The following is a 17,958-nucleotide window of genomic DNA, read 5'->3' as shown; positions in this document are numbered from 1 at the left end:
ATCCGGGCGATTAAGGGTTGCAAAAATAAGGATATTTTTATTTGAAAAGGAATTATTTCAACTTTTTTTTATTGGCGGTGCTGCGTGTAAAATACTGGTGGCAAAACCCCTGATAATCGTTGCAGCTCAGCAGGTTCTACCGGCTTTAGGGCAGCCAGCAACTCCTTCAGCTGCCCCCTGGTACGAATTCCGGCAACAACACTGGTAACCGCAGGATTTTGCAATACATATTGTACCGCCAAGGCCTGCGGCGAATAGCGGCCGGCTAATGCTTTGATGGCCTGCTGTAACTGCATTACCTGGTGCTTGCTGTACTCCAGGTATTCCCTTGCCGGTTTATCAACCAGCATACCCTGTGCCAGCGCACCTCTTACCAGCACCCCCTTATTGTGTTCCTTTAATAAAGATAGCACCGCTTCCTCCGGTCTGCGGTCCAGCAGGCTGTACTGCACCATTACCGATTCAATGGAAGAACGGTCTACATATTCTTTCATCACGTTTGGACGGATGCTGCTGATCCCATAATGCCGGATCTTTCCCTGTTGTTTCAGTGTTTCAAAGGCATCAATGGTCTCGTTGATGTTATCCTCAATGGTTCCTCCATGAAGCTGGTACAGATCTATATAGTCCGTCTGCAGCCGCTTCAAACTTGCTTCCGCGCAGCTTAGGATATAGTCACGACGAGGGTTCCAGTCCCAGCCGGAACCGTCGGCCCGCCATTGATTTCCCACCTTCGTAGCCAGGAAAATATTCTTCCGGAAGGGTTTTAAGGCCTGGCCGACCAGCGTTTCGTTTTCGCCTTTATCGTAAAGATCGGCCGTATCAAAAAAATTGACACCACCGGCTACCGCTTCTGCAACTAACTGCATACTTTCTTCCTTTGATCCGGTTAACGACATGCAACCAAAAGCGAGTGCGGATACAGACCACCCGGTTGTTCCTAAACTTCTATATTCCATAATGACAAATTTCTAAAACAACAGGCATCTTTTAAAGATTGTTTTCATAATCAGTAAAGTTTCCTTAAAACACATCACAAATGTTTGTTTGTGTGTTTTTTTTTATAATTTTCCATGATAAGGACCGGAAATGCTGTGCAGCAGTGCCAGCCGGCGCTTGTGCTGTGAAAAACAGCTTTACAAAATCGGAAGCTATGTCCATCGAGGAAAAAATAAGCCAACGTCAATTTAAAAACAGCTATCATAAGTTAGCCCTGAACCTGATCTATACATCCAGCAGCCTTCAGTATTTTTTAAAAGCCGGTTTTAAAAAAGAGGGACTTACGGTACAACAATATAATATATTGCGGATCTTAAGGGGAAGCTTTCCTAAACCCCTTTCTACATTGCAGATACGGGAAAGAATGATCGATAAGATGAGCGATACCAGTCGCATTGTAGACCGGTTGGTGTTGAAAGGCCTGGTTACTAAATGCACGAACCACATTGACAACCGGCTGGTAGATGTGGTAATTACCCCGGAAGGACTTGACAAGCTGGCCCTGCTGGATGAAACCGAAGACCGGATTGCTACCTTCTTTCATAATGTAAGCACAGAAGAAGCCGAACAGATTAGTGCGATGCTGGATAAGCTGCATGTTTGATTGGTTTTTTATTAAGTTTTGTTGGGCTACATTTGTAAGCTATGACGTTGATCCGCTTTTTCCTTTTTGGTCTTTTTGTAACACTTATCAGCCTCCCAAGCCTTGCCCAGCAATCTCAATATGAATTTCGCGGTGTGTGGATTGCTACTGTATTAGGTATTGACTGGCCTCCGCAAAATGCCAGCGTGGAGCAGCAAAAAGCAGAGTTTATCCGTCAGCTGGATCTCCATAAACGGAATGGCATGAATGCCATTCTTGCCCAGGTGCGGCCTAGTGGTGATGCTTTTTACCCTTCACCATATGAGCCCTGGAGCCAATGGCTGACTGGCGTACAGGGCAGGGCCCCTGTGCCATTTTACGATCCACTGGCCTTTATGATACAGGAAACTCATAAACGGGGCATGGAGTTTCATGCCTGGTTAAATCCGTACAGAGCAGAGTTTTCTATTGGTAAGTCTTCTATCGCTTCAGATAATATGATCCGGAAGCGTCCGGATTGGTTTGTTACCTATGGCACCACCCGGTATTTTAATCCTTCCAACAAACAGGTACAACAGTTTGTGATCGATGTAGTAAAAGATATTGTGCGCCGTTATGATATCGACGGCATTCATATGGATGATTATTTTTATCCATATCCCATCGGCACCAAGCCCTTTCCGGACGATTATGCCTATAAACAATCCGGAACCAAACTCAGCAAGGCAGATTGGAGACGCGCCAATGTAGATTCGATGATCCGAAACCTGAACATCGCTATTAAAGCGGTAAAACCCTGGTGCAAATTCGGGATCAGTCCATTTGGCGTGTGGAGAAATGCCTCACAGGACCCGGCCGGCAGCAATACAAAAGCGGGGCTTACGAACTATGACGATCTGTACGCCGATATTCTACTGTGGCTGAGAATGGGATGGATCGACTATGTTACGCCACAGCTATACCGGGAAATCGGCGATCACCTGATCCCTTTTGAAACAATGGTAGATTGGTGGGCCAAACATAGCTACGGGCGCCACGTTTACATCGGTCATGGTGTATACCGGTATTACGAAGCTGGCAATACCAACTGGAGAAAACCTTCCCAGATACCGGACCAAATCAAATTATTACGCAAGAACCCGGGTATACAGGGTAGCGTTTATTTTAACAGCAAGAGTTTTGATAGAAATCCTGCCGGATGGAACGATTCGCTGAAAAACAATTATTACCGGCTTCCGGCAAAAATTCCACCGATGTCCTGGTTACCGGAACGGCCAAATCATTAAATGAAAAAAGGGCTGTCTCAAAAGTCCGTCATTTCGAGCGTAATGTAGTGAAGCCGGGAAATCTCCCATACATCATTTCCAGGCAATGAGATTTCTCCTCCCGATAGCAATCGGGACCGCTTCGTCTCGCAAGGGCGGGATCGAAATGACGGTTTCGGACTTTTGAGACAGTTCCTTTTTTATTGACTATATGAGAAAACTAGAATTCTGCGCTCTTGGGAGTACGCGGAAAAGCGATCACATCCCGGATATTGCTCATACCGGTTACAAACTGCATCATCCGCTCAAAGCCAAGACCGAAACCGGAATGCGGCACCGTTCCAAAACGGCGGGTATCCAGGTACCACCAAAGTTCCTCTTCCGGTATTCCCATTTTTTCCATTTTTTCCAGTAATACATCCAGCCGTTCTTCCCGCTGTGATCCGCCTACAATTTCGCCAATGCCCGGCGCCAGGATGTCCATTGCTGCTACAGTCTTCCCATCCTCGTTGATGCGCATATAAAATGCTTTAATGGATGCAGGGTAGTTCATCAGGATCACCGGCTTTTTAAAATGTTTTTCTACCAGGTACCGCTCATGTTCACTTTGCAGATCCATTCCCCACCCGGTAATCGGGTACTGGAATTTCTTTTTCTTGTTATGGTTGCTGTCCTTTAAAATGTCAATGGCTTCGGTATAGGACAGGCGCTGGAAATCGTTGTTTAATACAAATTCCAGCTTTTCGATCAATCCCATTTCGCTGCGTTTATCCTGCGGCAGCTGCTTTTCTTCCTCTGCCAGGCGCTGCGCCAGGAAATCCAGATCCTCCCGGTTGTTTTCCAATACATACCGGATAATATACTTAATAAATTCCTCGGCAAGGTTGGCATTGTCTTCAAGATCGTAGAAGGCCATCTCCGGTTCAATCATCCAGAATTCGGCCAGGTGCCGCGCGGTATTGCTGTTCTCAGCCCGGAAGGTGGGGCCAAAGGTATAGATCTCGCCAAAGGCGGTAGCGCCTAATTCGCCTTCCAACTGCCCACTTACCGTTAAATTGGTCGATTTTCCAAAAAAATCTTCCTTAAAATTAACAGATCCATCTTCGTTTCTTGGCGTATCTTCAAAGGGAAGGGTGGTTACCCGGAACATTTCCCCGGCACCTTCCGCGTCACTGGCGGTAATGATGGGGGTGTGCAGGTATACAAATCCTTTATCGTTGAAAAAACGGTGTACGGCAAATGCCAACGAATGTCTTACACGGAAAACAGCACCAAAAGTATTGGTCCGGAAACGCAAATGCGCCTTTTCTCTTAAAAACTCCAGGGAGTGTTTTTTAGGTTGCAGGGGATAGGCTTCTGCATCCGAGTCGCCGAGTATCTCAATCGTATCGGCCTTTACCTCCAGCTTCTGGCCCTTTCCTACAGAAGGCACAACGGTTCCGGTTATCTTCAGGGATGCCGAGGTGGTAACCCGTTTTAACAAGGATTCATCAAACATCCCCAAAGTAGCCACCACCTGCAAATTCGTATTGGTAGATCCGTCATTCAAAGCGATAAACTGGTTATTTCTGAATGTACGTACCCATCCCATTACGGTTACTTGCTGTTCTGCGGGCTCCTGCTGCAGGAGTTCTTTAATTTTAATCCTTTTGTTAAACATATTAGTATTTCTTGAGCGGCAAAGATAGTCACAAGAAGTGTTTTTGCCACCGTTGTATATTAAGCACCGCTATATCGTTCATCACCGGGCTGCTTCAACAGGTAAACGATGCGCGAACCGCACAACACGCTGTTTACAATTTTTGCAGCTGGCATTACCATTGATCTGCGCCGGAATGTAAATGATTCGGGCATTGACGAACCATTGTGTTCTGAAATGGATTTATATTCCGACACGCGATCTTTACCGGATAAAACCTTTTGGCGCTTTAGGAACATATGTTACACCAGTGATTCTGTCTATCTTTGCATCAATGATCCGACTGCTTTTTGTTATTACCGCTAGCCTTTTGATAACAGGATGCCATGACATCCGGCCTAAGCCTGCCGCACCTGTTACTGAACAAAAGGAACCGCCTGTTAAAGAAAAAGAAGGGGTAACCATCACCGCTGTGGGCGATATGATGCTGGGGTCCGACTTCCCCGATCGCCGCAGGATGCCAAAAAGAAACATCCTTATTCCCCTGGCTGACTCCCTGAGATCGGGCGATTTCCTGATCGGAAATCTTGAGGGAGTAATTACCGGCGCATCCCTCCCCGAAAAAAAATGCGTCAATCCTAAAAACTGCTATGCCTTCCGTATGCCGCCGGGATCTGAACAATACTTTAGAGAAGCCGGTTTCGACTTTTTAAGTCTTGCCAACAATCATTCCGGTGATTTTGGCAACGCCGGGTTGATACAAACCATGAACCTCCTCGAAAAAAGTGGCATCGGCTTTGCCGGAATCAAACATCACCAGGTACATAAGATCATTCACAAAAATGGGATCCGTTACGGAGTGATTGCAGCCGGTTTTGGCTGGAGGCATCTTCATATAAGCCATCCGGAACAGACTACCGCATTAATACGCCGTATAAAAGATAGCACCGATCTGCTGATTGTTTATTTTCATGGTGGAGCAGAGGGGGATGGAATGGACCGGGTGCTGAAACAGAAAGAATTGTTTCATGGAGAGGACCGGGGAGATATGCACGCATTTGCCCGGGCCTGCGTGGATGCCGGCGCCGACCTGGTTTTGGGAAGCGGTCCTCATGTGGCAAGGGGGTTAGAGCTGTACCGCAATAAGCTAATCGCCTACAGCCTGGGAAATTATGCGACTTATGGCCCCATAAGCCTGAAAGGTTCTCTGGGTATTGCACCCATTCTGAAGATACAGGTAAACAAAAATGGGGATTTCGCCGGTGGCCGGATCATTTCTACCATACAGCTGCCCGGGAATGACCAAACCCCCCGTCTGGATACGGCTAAAACAGTAGCTGTCAGGATGCAGCAGCTCAGCCTGAAAGACTTTCCCAAAAGCCCGTTAAGAATTACCCAAAAAGGGGAGATTATTGTTAAAAAATTTTGATTTTTCCCAAAAGGTAGTAATTTTGCTCAAGAAATGACCCTATCAACATATGATCATCTCTGCTGAATGATAATATCAATTATCATTTGTCAATCCAAAAAACTTGAATTCTTTACCAAATTATTATCACACTTAAGATTTAATCTTTTGATTAATCCCGCACATTTATGTATGATATTTTACAATTGAACGATATGCTCGTTCCTGAACTGTTAGACATTGCCGAACAGTTAAAGATTCCTAATGCCAAAAAATTGAACAAGCAGGACCTGGTTTACAAAATTTTGGATAGCCAGGCTGTAACCGGTTCTAAAGCCTCCTCTGAAGAACGCCCCAAAAGAAAACGCATTGTAAAAGCCACTACCTCTATTGGTACAGAAGAAGCTTTTGTGGAAGAAGAGGGAAAAGAAGAAGAACCTGCTGAAAAAACCGTAAAGGCACCTGCTAAAAAAGCAGCAGCTAAAAAAACAGCCGCCAAGCCGGCGCCTGCAGCTGCCACCCCGGCCGGCAAAAAGAAAAAAGCTCCTACAAAAAAAGAGGAAGAAGAGCCTGTTGCAAAACAAGAACCTGCTACTGCTGAAAACAGTAACGGGGAGGCGGAAGAAACCGTATTTAAAACCGATGCGGCCACCGAAGCCTTTATTTTACAGGCTTTGAAGGCCACCGAAAAATATGACGCTCCTATTCCAACCATTTTGGAAGAAACAGAATATCCTGTCGAAAATAAAGTATATGCTTCCAAAAAGGACACGAACCCTTCATTTAACGTAGAGTTCGACGGAATGATCCTGAGCGAAGGCGTTCTGGAGATGATGCCGGATGGTTATGGATTCCTCCGGTCTTCTGACTACAACTATCTTTCCAGTCCCGATGATGTTTATGTATCTCCTTCGCAGATAAAATTATTTGGTTTAAAAACCGGCGATACCATCCATGGTGCGGTACGTCCTCCAAAAGAAGGAGAAAAGTATTTTGCGCTGTTAAAAGTGGATACCATCAACGGTAAAAAACCGGATGAAGTAAGAGACCGTGTTCCGTTTGATTACCTGACGCCGTTGTTCCCTTACGAAAAATTAAACCTGTTTACACGTCCATCCGACCTGTCAACAAGAATCATTGATCTCTTTACACCTATTGGTAAAGGTCAGCGTGGACTGATCGTAGCGCAGCCAAAAACCGGTAAAACCATGCTGTTGAAAGCCGTGGCTAATGCGATCGCAGAAAATCACCCTGAATGCTACCTGATGGTCGTACTGGTAGATGAGCGCCCGGAAGAGGTAACCGATATGGAGCGGAGTGTAAGAGCAGAAGTTATTGCTTCTACTTTTGACGAACCAGCAGAGAAGCACGTAAAGGTTTCTACTGTGGCACTGCAAAAAGCAAAGCGTCTGGTAGAATGTGGTCATGATGTAGTGATCCTTCTGGATTCCATTACCCGCCTGGCCCGCGCACACAATACCGTGTCGCCCGCATCGGGTAAGGTGTTGAGCGGTGGTGTTGAAGCAAACGCTATGCAAAAGCCCAAACAATTCTTTGGTGCCGCCCGTAAAATTGAAAACGGGGGATCGCTGACCATCCTTGCGACGGCTTTAATTGATACTGGTAGTAAGATGGATGAAGTGATCTTTGAAGAATTTAAAGGAACCGGTAACATGGAATTGCAGTTGGATAGAAGACTGTCCAATAAAAGAATTTACCCGGCTATTGATCTTACCGCATCTTCTACAAGAAGGGATGACCTTCTGCTTGATAAAGATGTATTGCAACGAATGAATTTACTACGGGTGTACCTGGCAGATATGAAGACAGAAGAAGCAATGACGGAACTACTTCGCCGCATGAAGGGCACAAAAAGCAACGAAGAGTTTTTGGCAAGTATGAATTCCTAAAAATACAGGCGCAGATTTGGCCTTTTAAGAAATGCGATACCTTTTGGTATCGCATTTCTTTTTTCAGCATCGATTTTTCTAAAAATAAAATATCCCGGTACCCTGTTTTATTCATCGGCAGAACCATTACTTTTGTTGGTACAAACCACACAATAATTGTCATTTTGAAAATTCTACTTTAGAAAAACCAGGCATTTTTTATGGCGGCAAAATATAGTAATCAATCACGTTATACCGTAGCGGTGGATTGCATCGTTTTCGGGTACGACGGACAAAATCTGAAGATCCTGCTGATAAAACGCGCGCTTACTCCGCTAAAAGGCCGGTGGAGCCTGATGGGAGGCTTTGTTGCAAAAAATGAAAGTGCCGACCAGGCGGCAAGCCGGATCCTGGCTTCGCTGACCGGTCTTACAGATATCTACCAGGAACAGTTTTATACCTTTACAAATCCCGGCAGGGATACGCAGGAACGCACCATTTCCATTGCTTATTTTTCACTGATCGATTTAAAAAAATACAGGGAAATTTTGAGCGATGCTTACCAGGCCGAGTGGTTTTCAATAAAGGACTTCCCCAACCTGATCTTTGATCATGAAGAGATGGTAAAAATGGCAAAAAAAAGATTGCAGTATAAAGCTACTTCCCATGCTATCCTTTTTGAACTGCTTCCCGATAAATTTACACTTCCGCTTTTACAAAGTCTTTTTGAAGACGTATTCGAAACCAGTTTTGACAAAGGTAATTTCAGCCGGAAGATGCTTTCTACCGGGTTATTGTTGAAACAGCGGGATAAGGATAAAACCGGGTCAAAAAAGGGCGCTTATTTTTATAAACTGGACCGCAAAAATTATCAGCAAAACCTGCATAAAATCTTAAAGCTGGTGCCCAATCCAAATAACGTCCTGTAAGGCTTTGATTCGTTGGCCTTTTTCAGGAACCTGCTTCCGCTGATTTATCAGCAGCAGCTCCGGCATCTGTTGCGGTGGCCTCTGTCTTTTTGTTTCCAAAAAGATCCTGCATCCATTTTTCCGCCCCGGGGAAATGCTCTTTCAAAGAGTCCATGCCCTTGGTAGCCAGCTCTGAAAAATAATCCCGTGCCTGCTCTGCGGAGGCAGTGGCATCATCTTTTAATTTATTGGCTTTCTCTTTAAGATTGTTCATCATTTTCTCTTTCTCTTCATCACTCATACTGGTGTATTTACCGGCGGCCAGGCCTGCCAGGGCTCCCAGTATAAAGGTGGCAATGTGTTTGTTGTTTACCATAAGAAATCGATTTAAGTGAATCAAATAGATCTTAAATATACTAAATTTTACCCGTTTACTTACGGGAACCAGGTATTGCATGAGCCAACTTCATTTCCCGGATCAAATGACCCGCTCCCGCATATTTTTCAATAAGGAATAACACATACCGGATATCTACCATAATGTTCCGGCAAATGGAAGCATCATAACTGATATCGCTCATGGTGCCTTCCCATACCCGGTCAAAATTGATGCCCACCAACTGACCATTTGCATCCAGTACGGGGCTGCCGCTGTTGCCGCCTGTTGTATGATTGGAAGCAATAAAGCATACCGGCATCCGGTAACCGCCAGCGGGGTTTTTTACCCCATAACGGCCATACTCTTTCTTTTGATACAGCTGGCGTAATTTTTCCGGTACATCAAATTCATAGTCGCCGGGTTTATATTTTTCCATAACGCCATCCAGATAGGTGTAGTAATTGTAAGCGATCCCATCTGCCGGCTTGTAGTCATCTACTTTTCCAAAACCCACGCGCAGGGTGCTGTTGGCATCCGGATAAAAACTTCTGTCGGTAAATACTTCCGTCTGGGCCTTCATATAATCCCGCTGCAGCCCGTTGATCCGTGCCTGAAGTTCGTTCAGTCTGGGAGCTATTTCCATGTCGTACAGATCGGTCATGCCAATAATCAGTTTTGCGGCCGGATCTGTTTCGAAGTACCGGAAAATTTCTGAGGGATCCGACGTCGCACCTTTTAATACTTTTGACGCATCAAGAAAAAAATTCCCGGCATACAAAGCGCCGGCCCATCGTTGATAATCGTTTCCATACTGTTCAAATTGCTGCCGGGAAACAGGTGCTATATAAGATGCCTGCTGTTCCATATACAAGGGAAGTAATGCTGAAAAAATATCTTTATCTACATCAATGCTCAGGTTCTTGTAAAGCTCCGTAAGGCTTTCCAATTGTTTGGCCAGCTCTTTTTCATAACCCGGTTTCCCGGTTGCCGCTTTCAAGGTCCTCAATTTTTTAATGATACTGAACAACTCAATCTTACTGGTAATTTCAAGATAATAGTCGCGTGTAAGGGCGTAAGGTTCTATAGCTTTATAGGCGTTGTTCAAATCCCGAAGAGTAAGGCCATACCTGGCTTTCAGCAGGTCGCTGGCATCCAGTCGTTTTTGAAAAGCAGCTTCATACTGCAATTTTTTTTGTAATCCATCGGTACGCTTCAGTCCCAGTATTTCTCCCTGCCATTTCTTCCAGGCATTAGCAATTCCCGCATATTTTGAAGCATACTTTATTTTCAGTTCTTCATTTGCACGCATATACCGGTTCATAACACTCAATGTTCTGTCTCTTACCAAAATTTTGGCAGGGTCATTTACTTCCATGATCTGCCGCACCGCCTCACTGGGAAGATACTCTGTAGTACGGCCCGGAAATCCGAAAACCATGGTAAAGTCATCCTGTTGCATTCCTTTAAGAGAAATGGTCAAAGCCTTTTTAGGCACGTAAGGCACATTATCCGGTGAATATTCAGCCGGCTGATTATTTTTTCCTGCATAAATCCTGAAAACGCTAAAATCGCCAGTGTGCCGCGGCCACATCCAGTTGTCTGAATCCTGCCCGAAATTTCCGATGCTGGAAGGAGGAGCGCCCACCAGCCGCACATCTGTATAGGTTTCGGTTACAAACAGATAATATTTATTCCCTTCAAAAAAAGGACTGATCAGCACATTTTCGGAATTGCCCAGTTTTGTTGCTTTTTTCAATGCGCTGATGTTCCGGTCAACAATGCTTTGCCGCTCCGGTTCTTTCATTTGTCTGGATACTCCTTTTAATACCTGGTCCGACACATCATCAATGCGCACAATAAATGTTACATACAAACCGGCGTTGGGTAATTCTTCGGCGCCATTCCGCGCCCAGAAGCCGTCCCTGATGTAATTTTTATCCAGTGTTGAATGTTTTTGTACCGATTCAAACCCGCAGTGATGATTGGTGAGCACCAGTCCTTTTTCAGAAACAACCTCGCCTGTGCAAAATCCGCCAAAGCTTACAATTGCATCTTTGAGGCTTCCTTTATTAATATCATAAATATCTTTTGCACTGATTTTCATCCCCAGCTGCTGCATCCGTTTTTCATTCAGGCTTTCCAGTAATTGCGGGAGCCACATTCCTTCATCGGCTTTTGCCAGTCCCATGCAAAGCAATCCGGCCGTCAGGCCGAAAAATTTTTTAAAAAAAGTCATCATTTTCAGCATTATAAAGCAGGCAAGATAAAGTAAATTTACTTACTTACTTACATTCGTTTTTAATACTTTCCATTGCTTTTTCGTCTTTTTAGAGGCCTTTTTGTCCCCAACACCCTGTGAATTACGTATTAATAATGTGTATAACCCACTGTGAAACGTGTATGTGAAATGTATTACCGGATAAAAGTTTGCCTTGCCGGTGTCTGTTTAGAATTTTTGGTGGACTGTCTTCAGTTTATACCAACAATATTAACATAGTGTAAATTTACTATGTCTTTCATCCGTTGTAAACATTCCGTAATTCACATTTTTGTGCATAAGCAACCGTAACCAATATGATTCGTAACTTCATTATGTGAATAACTGTGGAATAGCTGTGGGTAACCGTAACCCGGAAAAAAATAAAATTAGTGCATAAAGCAGTTATCCACTAATTCACAGCCGTAATAATAATAGAGATTTTTAAATAAATAATTAATATAAATATTATTAAAAGGAAAAAGGGCGGTTTGAAAAAACTTTGATTTTTTATTTGGCTTGGTCGTATCATTGCAGGTACAAAATTTTTCAATCATGAATTCAGGTATTTTGGAAACAGCAAAAAATGATTTGGACCGGAATGGCTTTCTGGACATTGCCGTGGATCCGAAGTTGGATCTGTTTGTTGAAATTGAAAAATTGAAAAAAGAGAAAAATGCCGTGATCCTGGCGCATTACTACCAGGAACCGGATATCCAGGATATTGCAGACTACATCGGCGACAGCCTGGGATTGGCACAGGAAGCACAAAAGACGAATGCGGATATGATCGTTTTTGCGGGCGTGCATTTCATGGCGGAAACAGCGAAGATCCTGAACCCGACGAAGAAAGTGGTGATCCCCGATTTTAAAGCGGGTTGCTCATTAAGCGACAGTTGTCCGCCGCCGTTGTTTCAGAAATTTAAAGAACAGCATCCGGATCATGTGGTGGTGAGTTATATCAACTGCAGTGCGGGCATTAAAGCGCTGAGTGATGTGATTGTTACGAGTAGCAATGCGCGGGTGATCGTTGAAAGTTTTCCCAAAGACCAGAATATTATTTTTGCACCGGATAAAAACCTGGGGGCCTATATCAATAAGGTTACCGGAAGGAATATGTTGCTATGGAATGGTGCTTGTATGGTACATGAAATTTTCAGCCTTGAGAAGATCACAAGGTTGAGGCATCAGCATCCAAACGCCAAGCTGATCGCACACCCTGAATGTGAAGAGCCTTTATTGCGGATGGCAGATTATATCGGGTCTACTACGGGATTGCTGAAATATACCCGGGAAGACGACGCTACCGAGTACATTGTGGCTACAGAAACCGGCATCCTTCATCAGATGGAAAAGGCTAGCCCGGAGAAAACGTTTATTCCAGCCCCTCCGGATAATAGCTGTGCCTGCAACGATTGTCCGCATATGAAAAGAAATACACTCGAGAAGCTTTACCTCTGCATGAAGTATGAGTTGCCGGACATCATTATGGACGAATCCTTAAGATTGGCGGCCAAAAAGCCTATAGACCGGATGTTGGAGATCAGTGCTGCAGCTGGTTTGTAATTGTCTTCCATAATAGCGTATGATAAAACGATTGACCTTTTTGATGGCCGTAGTGGCGTTTTTTCCGTTTATGTTGTTTTCGCAACAGGATATACAGCGAACAACCCAAAGCATTTATCTGAAAAAAGGAAGGTCGTTTCAGTTAAAAGTTCCCGTGGGATATCGTATAGATGTGGCTGTTCAGGGATTGGAGCGGCCACGTTTTTTTTCAAAAAGCCCCGATGGGCGCTTGTTTGTTACCGATATGCATGACCGGAGTGATAACAGGAAAGGGCGGATACTGATTTTGGAGCAGTGGGATGCAAAGGAAAAAACATTCGGAAAAGTCACTACTTTTCTAAGCGGTCTGCATAACCCCAACCAGGTAGCGTTTTATGCTTCGGGCGAACAGACCTACATCTATATTGCGGAAACTGGTAAACTGAGTTATTACAAGTATTTACCCGGTGATTCTGTACCAACCGGGAAACCTGTGGTGATTGCCACTTTTCCGGATTATGGATTGAGCTATAAATACGGTGGATGGCATTTGACCCGGAGTATGGCCTTTTATAGGAATAAAATTTATGTAAGTGTGGGTAGCAGCTGTGACGCTTGTATTGAAACGGAGGATATACGCGCTACAGTTGTTGAAATGGACCCGGATGGTGGTCATCAACGGATCTTTGCACGGGGCATCCGGAATGCAGTGGGAATAAAATGGGTAAAGGATGCACTTTGGGTTACCCATATGGGCAGGGACAACCGCGGGCCAGATAAGCCAGAAGAATTATTCCACACTGTTACGGATAATGGTTTTTACGGATGGCCATATTATTATCAGTACCGGAAAACCATTATTGCAGATACACAGTTCTTAAAAAGTAAACGGTCCTCATTTGTGCGAAAGCCCCCTGTTGCGCCCTACGCATTTAAAGCACATTCGGCTCCGTTGGGGTTTGAGTATGTGGCAGATTTTGAGGATCCGTTATTGAACAATACGTTTTTGGTGGCGTTGCACGGAAGCACGAGCGTATGGAGGCAGCGGGGAAATGCCATTGTGCAGTTGACAGCAGATGGCGGATACCGCGAAGTGATCAGTGGTTTTCTTCAGGGTAAAACAGAAAATGTGCGCTATGGAAGGCCCTGCGATATCATTCAGTGGAATCAGCATTCATTTTTTATCAGCGACGATAAGAACGGAGTTATTTATTTTTTTGGGAAACGATGATTCCTGCGTTGATTCTTTAATAAACTTTATTGTAACAAAATAATTAACTTTATTTGCAGCTGTTATTAAACCATTTGTTTTTATGAAATTACTTGAGAATAAAATTGCCATAGTTACCGGTGCGGCGCGTGGAATTGGAGAAGCGATTGTGGATAAGTTTGCAGAACAAGGTGCTTCTGTAGCCTTCTCTTATGTAAGCGATAGCAGTGCGGAAAAGGCAAATGCTTTAGTAAACAAATGGAGTGAAAAAGGCGTAAGGATCAAAGCATGGCAGAGTAACGCCGGAGACATGGCAGCTTGTGAGACTTTTGTAGCGGACGTATTGAAGGAGTTTGGTACGGTTGATATTTGCGTGAATAATGCAGGAATTTCCAAAGATAATTTGTTGCTGAGAATGACACAGGAACAATGGGAAACAGTACTGCAGGTGAATCTGAACAGTGTTTTTTACATGACCAAGCAAATCATTAAACCGATGATGAAGGCCAAAAGTGGCAGCATCATTAATATGAGCTCGGTGATCGGGATAATGGGAAATGCCGGTCAGGCCAGCTATGCAGCCAGTAAGGCGGGGATCATCGGGTTTACAAAGAGTGTGGCAAAGGAGCTTGGAAGTCGCAATATCCGCTGTAACGCTATAGCGCCAGGCTTTGTAGAAACCGATATGACCAGCTATCTGCATGATGGAGATGCATCGGCTAAGTATCTTTCAGATATACCATTGGGAAAATTTGCAAAAGCAGAGGATATTGCCAATACCGCCTTGTTCCTTGCTTCGGATATGGGATCCTATATCACCGGTCAAACAATCAGCGTTTGTGGTGGACTAAATATTTGATGGCCTGCGCTTGCGGGTCAGGTTATTTGTCTTTTAAAGGCAGCAGTAAAAAGGAACGATTCATTCGTTCTTTTTTTGTATCAGAATGTATCTGTGGATCGATGTATCGGGAGTTCATTCATTTTGGAAAGCATTGATTAAAGTAGTAACTTTTGCGGAAAGTTTTATAGTAGCATCTTTTTGTCTACTTTTATCAGGAAAGTTTCAGAACTGAATCATTGAATCATCTGCAGATGTTGCTGAGGCATTTACATTTTTTGAAGTTGGTATTGCTGCATGGCTTAACCGCTTTCGGAGGTCCTCAGGCCCATCTGGCTATGATGATGAAAACCTTTGTAAAGCAAACCCCTTATATAACTGAGAAGGAGTTGATGGAATACAACGCATTTTGCCAGTTGTTGCCCGGCGCTTCATCCACGCAAACACTTACCCTTATCGGCTTTAAGCGGGGCGGGATTCCTCTGGCTATTCTCACCCTGCTTGTTTGGATCTTACCTGCTTGCTCCATCATGGGTGCACTTTCATTTTTAGTAAATTATCTGAATGGAGAAGATAGTTTGAATATTTTCAGGTTTATTGTGCCCATGGCGGCCGGTTTTTTAATATATGCCTGCGTTTCGGTTTTTCCTTTTTCGGTGAATAATACCATTACGTTGATAATTGCGTTGGTATCGGGTCTGATTACATTCTTTTTCTTTGGACGTCCTTTTATTGTTCCGTTACTAATTGTAACGGGAGGAGTTGTAACCAACCTAAGTAAGAAACGGATTCCGCAGGTAGACGTAAAACCGGGTAAAATCCAGTGGTGGAATATTTGGCTGTTTGCGATTATTTTTATTCTTGCTGGTATTTTTAGTGAGCTGGCGCGTAAGAATGAGTGGGAGTACCGTAAGCCTGTAAATCTTTTTGAGAATAATTACCGGATGGGAAGTTTGGTTTTTGGTGGCGGAAACGTGTTAATGCCCATTATGTATGAGCAGTACAGTGTAAGACCAGACGAGGTTAAGGAGAAAAATCCGAACGCGATAAAGATCGACAAAGCAGAGATGCTGACGGGAATCGGTATGGTTCGGGCAATGCCCGGACCCGTTTTTTCTATTGCTTCCTATACGGGAGGATTGGCGTTAAAAGATATGGGCGCTTCCATGCAGGTAGTAGGGGCCATTATCGGAATGGCGGGTATTTTTTTACCAAGCGCGTTACTCGTACTTTTTTTCTTCCCGATCTGGAATATGTTGAAGAAGTACTCGGTAATCTACCGGTCGCTGGAAGGTATTAACGCTTCGGTAACGGGGATCATGCTGGGTTCAACCGTATATATTGTAAAGGATCTGGCAATATTTGATATTGGTTCTATTGAGATCACCAACCTGGCCGTGGTTTTGGGAACATCAGCCGTGCTGATTTTTACAAAACTCCCTGCCCCGGTTTTAGTATTCCTTTGCTTACTACTGGGTTATTTTCTAAAGTAACCCGATTTTTCAATCTCTTCTATTACTGCCTCTGGCAGCAGGTACCGGATAGATTTCCTGGCCCTGATAAGCTGACGGATGGCTGTAGCCGATATTTCAAGCAGCGGCGCATCCAGTATTTTTATACGATCACTTAACCGGGTATCAATTTCAAAACCGGGTCTTTTATATATTAATATATTAAAATTTTCTAATATATAATTATAATTCTTCCACCTTTTTATATTCTGAAAACTATCTCCGCCGAGGATTACTGCAAACTCATGTTTGGGATATTTCTCTGTTAGGTGCGCCAATGTTACAGCGGTATAAGAAGGTCTGGGTAAGGTAAATTCGATATCGATGGCCTGCATCCGCGTATCTGTTTCAATTGCCAGGCGGGTAAGGTGTAGGCGCTGGTTTTCATTTAGAAGTGCAGCGGTTTCTTTTAGAGGGTTATGCGGAGAAACAACGAGCCATACTTTTTCAACCAATCCCTCATTCAGGATGTGGTTGGCAATAATCAGGTGCGCATGATGGATTGGATTAAAGGAACCAAAGAATAAACCAATTTTCATAGGAGGATCAATAGTTTATGGTAGACACGACGATAAACCGAGCCTCATCCAACCTAAGGCTGAGCGTATATCCTGCTACTGAAATGGATATCGGATCATTTAATGGGGCGATCTTAATAATTTCGATCTCTTCACCGGGCAAGCAACCCATTTCCATCAATTTAAGGAAGATCTCTTCCGTAGTGAATTTTTGTATGCGGGCACGCTGTCCCGGCTTTAGATCTGAAAGAAGAAGTTCCTTTTGTTGTTCCATACTGCAAATCTAGCTATTGTGGGTTGTGTTTTATTTACGAATTTTGAAAAAATATCAGTGTGAAGCATTTACCTCAAATAACCTTTTCCTTTCGTAAAAATATATCGCTTAAAGACCGGAACCGGCTGAAGCATTCTCTTGCTATTCTATTTAGAGAAAACAACCGGGAGCTGGATATGTTGCATTACGTGTTTTGTGGTGATGAAGAGATCCTGGAAATCAACCGGCAATACCTGAAACATGATTACTACACGGATATTATCACCTTCGATTTGCGCGAAAAGCCTTCTGAGCCGATGGTGGCGGATATTTTTATCAGTGTTGATACGGTTCGTTCCAATGCCCGGGGATTAAACCTGTCCATTTCCAAGGAGCTGCACCGGGTAATTTTTCATGGGGCCTTACATTTATGTGGTTACAATGATAAAACAGAGGCTGAACAGAAGCTGATGCGGACAAAAGAAGATGAATGTCTTCAGCGCTATGGGTTTAAATAACGTTTCACGTGAAACAGAAAGTGGTTTACCTGGTGTATTGAATATAGACCTAATAAATTTGTTTCACGTGGAACGATCGTAGTATTTTATAAATTAGTATAAGGCCTATTTATATTTAATATTGGGAAGGAATAGTAATAGGGTATCCATTGTTTCACGTGAAACGTTATGTGCGACCAACAAATTGGAATAATAATGGGTCCGCCTTGTAATGTTGAGATATTGCTTTAGCAGTGGC

The 17,958-nt window shown here is 43.9% G+C and carries 16 protein-coding genes; 10 read left to right on the top strand and 6 right to left on the bottom strand.

The features are described 5' to 3' along the window. Nucleotides 1-68: 68 nt before the first annotated feature. Nucleotides 69-959 carry an aldo/keto reductase gene (locus tag LL912_RS17555; RefSeq protein WP_235554899.1) on the bottom strand — a complete coding sequence of 297 codons (891 nt, stop codon included), beginning with the start codon at nt 957-959 and terminating at the stop codon, nt 69-71. Nucleotides 960-1,153: 194 nt separating this feature from the next. Here LL912_RS17555 and LL912_RS17550 point away from each other — a divergent pair, with 194 nt between their 5' ends. Further along, the gene (locus LL912_RS17550; RefSeq protein ID WP_235554898.1) at nt 1,154-1,603 is read left to right on the top strand and encodes a MarR family winged helix-turn-helix transcriptional regulator; all 450 of its coding nucleotides are present in this window, start codon (nt 1,154-1,156) and stop codon (nt 1,601-1,603) included. Between the two features lie 41 nt (nt 1,604-1,644). Beyond that, nucleotides 1,645-2,868, top strand: coding sequence for a glycoside hydrolase family 10 protein (locus LL912_RS17545; protein WP_235554897.1), 1,224 nt, complete (start codon nt 1,645-1,647; stop codon nt 2,866-2,868). Between the two features lie 199 nt (nt 2,869-3,067). Here LL912_RS17545 and asnS read toward each other — a convergent pair whose 3' ends face one another. Continuing rightward, nucleotides 3,068-4,507 carry an asparagine--tRNA ligase gene (asnS, locus tag LL912_RS17540; RefSeq protein ID WP_235554896.1) on the bottom strand — a complete coding sequence of 480 codons (1,440 nt, stop codon included), beginning with the start codon at nt 4,505-4,507 and terminating at the stop codon, nt 3,068-3,070. 313 nt (nt 4,508-4,820) lie between these two features. Here asnS and LL912_RS17535 point away from each other — a divergent pair, with 313 nt between their 5' ends. The 3 genes from LL912_RS17535 (at nt 4,821) to LL912_RS17525 (ending at nt 8,712) form a co-directional block, all read left to right on the top strand. Further along, on the top strand, nt 4,821-5,915 hold the full coding sequence (locus LL912_RS17535) for a CapA family protein (protein WP_235554895.1): 1,095 nt from the start codon (nt 4,821-4,823) through the stop codon (nt 5,913-5,915). Between the two features lie 167 nt (nt 5,916-6,082). After that, nucleotides 6,083-7,804, top strand: a complete 1,722-nt coding sequence (rho, locus tag LL912_RS17530; protein WP_255785744.1) for a transcription termination factor Rho — start codon at nt 6,083-6,085, stop codon at nt 7,802-7,804. 200 nt (nt 7,805-8,004) lie between these two features. Beyond that, entirely contained in the window at nt 8,005-8,712 is a 708-nt protein-coding gene (locus LL912_RS17525; protein ID WP_235554893.1) for an NUDIX hydrolase, read from the top strand. Nucleotides 8,713-8,734: 22 nt separating this feature from the next. On the opposite strand, the gene LL912_RS17520 is transcribed toward LL912_RS17525, so the two are convergent. Next, the gene (locus tag LL912_RS17520) at nt 8,735-9,067 is read right to left on the bottom strand and encodes a hypothetical protein (RefSeq protein ID WP_235554891.1); all 333 of its coding nucleotides are present in this window, start codon (nt 9,065-9,067) and stop codon (nt 8,735-8,737) included. 55 nt (nt 9,068-9,122) lie between these two features. After that, entirely contained in the window at nt 9,123-11,309 is a 2,187-nt protein-coding gene (locus tag LL912_RS17515; protein WP_235554890.1) for a S46 family peptidase, read from the bottom strand. Between the two features lie 573 nt (nt 11,310-11,882). Between LL912_RS17515 and nadA the strand changes: the two genes are divergently transcribed. The 4 genes from nadA (at nt 11,883) to LL912_RS17495 (ending at nt 16,413) form a co-directional block, all read left to right on the top strand. Next, the gene (gene nadA / locus LL912_RS17510) at nt 11,883-12,893 is read left to right on the top strand and encodes a quinolinate synthase NadA (RefSeq protein ID WP_235554888.1); all 1,011 of its coding nucleotides are present in this window, start codon (nt 11,883-11,885) and stop codon (nt 12,891-12,893) included. A gap of 19 nt (nt 12,894-12,912) precedes the next feature. Next, nucleotides 12,913-14,103 carry a PQQ-dependent sugar dehydrogenase gene (locus tag LL912_RS17505; RefSeq protein ID WP_235554886.1) on the top strand — a complete coding sequence of 397 codons (1,191 nt, stop codon included), beginning with the start codon at nt 12,913-12,915 and terminating at the stop codon, nt 14,101-14,103. Nucleotides 14,104-14,185: 82 nt separating this feature from the next. Continuing rightward, a complete protein-coding gene (fabG, locus tag LL912_RS17500) occupies nt 14,186-14,941 on the top strand; it encodes a 3-oxoacyl-[acyl-carrier-protein] reductase (protein WP_235554885.1) in 756 nt (251 codons plus the stop codon). Between the two features lie 233 nt (nt 14,942-15,174). Continuing rightward, the gene (locus LL912_RS17495) at nt 15,175-16,413 is read left to right on the top strand and encodes a chromate transporter (RefSeq protein ID WP_235554884.1); all 1,239 of its coding nucleotides are present in this window, start codon (nt 15,175-15,177) and stop codon (nt 16,411-16,413) included. On the opposite strand, the gene nadD is transcribed toward LL912_RS17495, so the two are convergent. Both nadD and LL912_RS17485 read right to left on the bottom strand, forming a co-directional pair. After that, nucleotides 16,398-16,970 (bottom strand): nicotinate (nicotinamide) nucleotide adenylyltransferase, encoded by a 573-nt coding sequence (gene nadD / locus LL912_RS17490; protein WP_235554882.1) that lies wholly within the window; start codon nt 16,968-16,970, stop codon nt 16,398-16,400. The two genes, LL912_RS17495 and nadD, sit on opposite strands and share 16 nt — an antisense overlap. Before the next feature lie 7 nt (nt 16,971-16,977). Beyond that, nucleotides 16,978-17,223, bottom strand: a complete 246-nt coding sequence (locus LL912_RS17485) for a FeoA family protein (protein ID WP_235554881.1) — start codon at nt 17,221-17,223, stop codon at nt 16,978-16,980. A 59-nt stretch (nt 17,224-17,282) separates the two neighbouring features. On the opposite strand from LL912_RS17485, the gene ybeY reads away from it, so the two are divergent. Then, entirely contained in the window at nt 17,283-17,720 is a 438-nt protein-coding gene (gene ybeY / locus LL912_RS17480) for an rRNA maturation RNase YbeY (RefSeq protein WP_235554880.1), read from the top strand. Nucleotides 17,721-17,958: the final 238 nt, after the last annotated feature.

It is taken from the genome of Niabella agricola (assembly GCF_021538615.1).
GTDB lineage: Bacteria > Bacteroidota > Bacteroidia > Chitinophagales > Chitinophagaceae > Niabella > Niabella agricola.
Note: the sequence above shows the minus strand (reverse complement) of the source record. Positions and strands in the feature narration are given on the sequence as shown.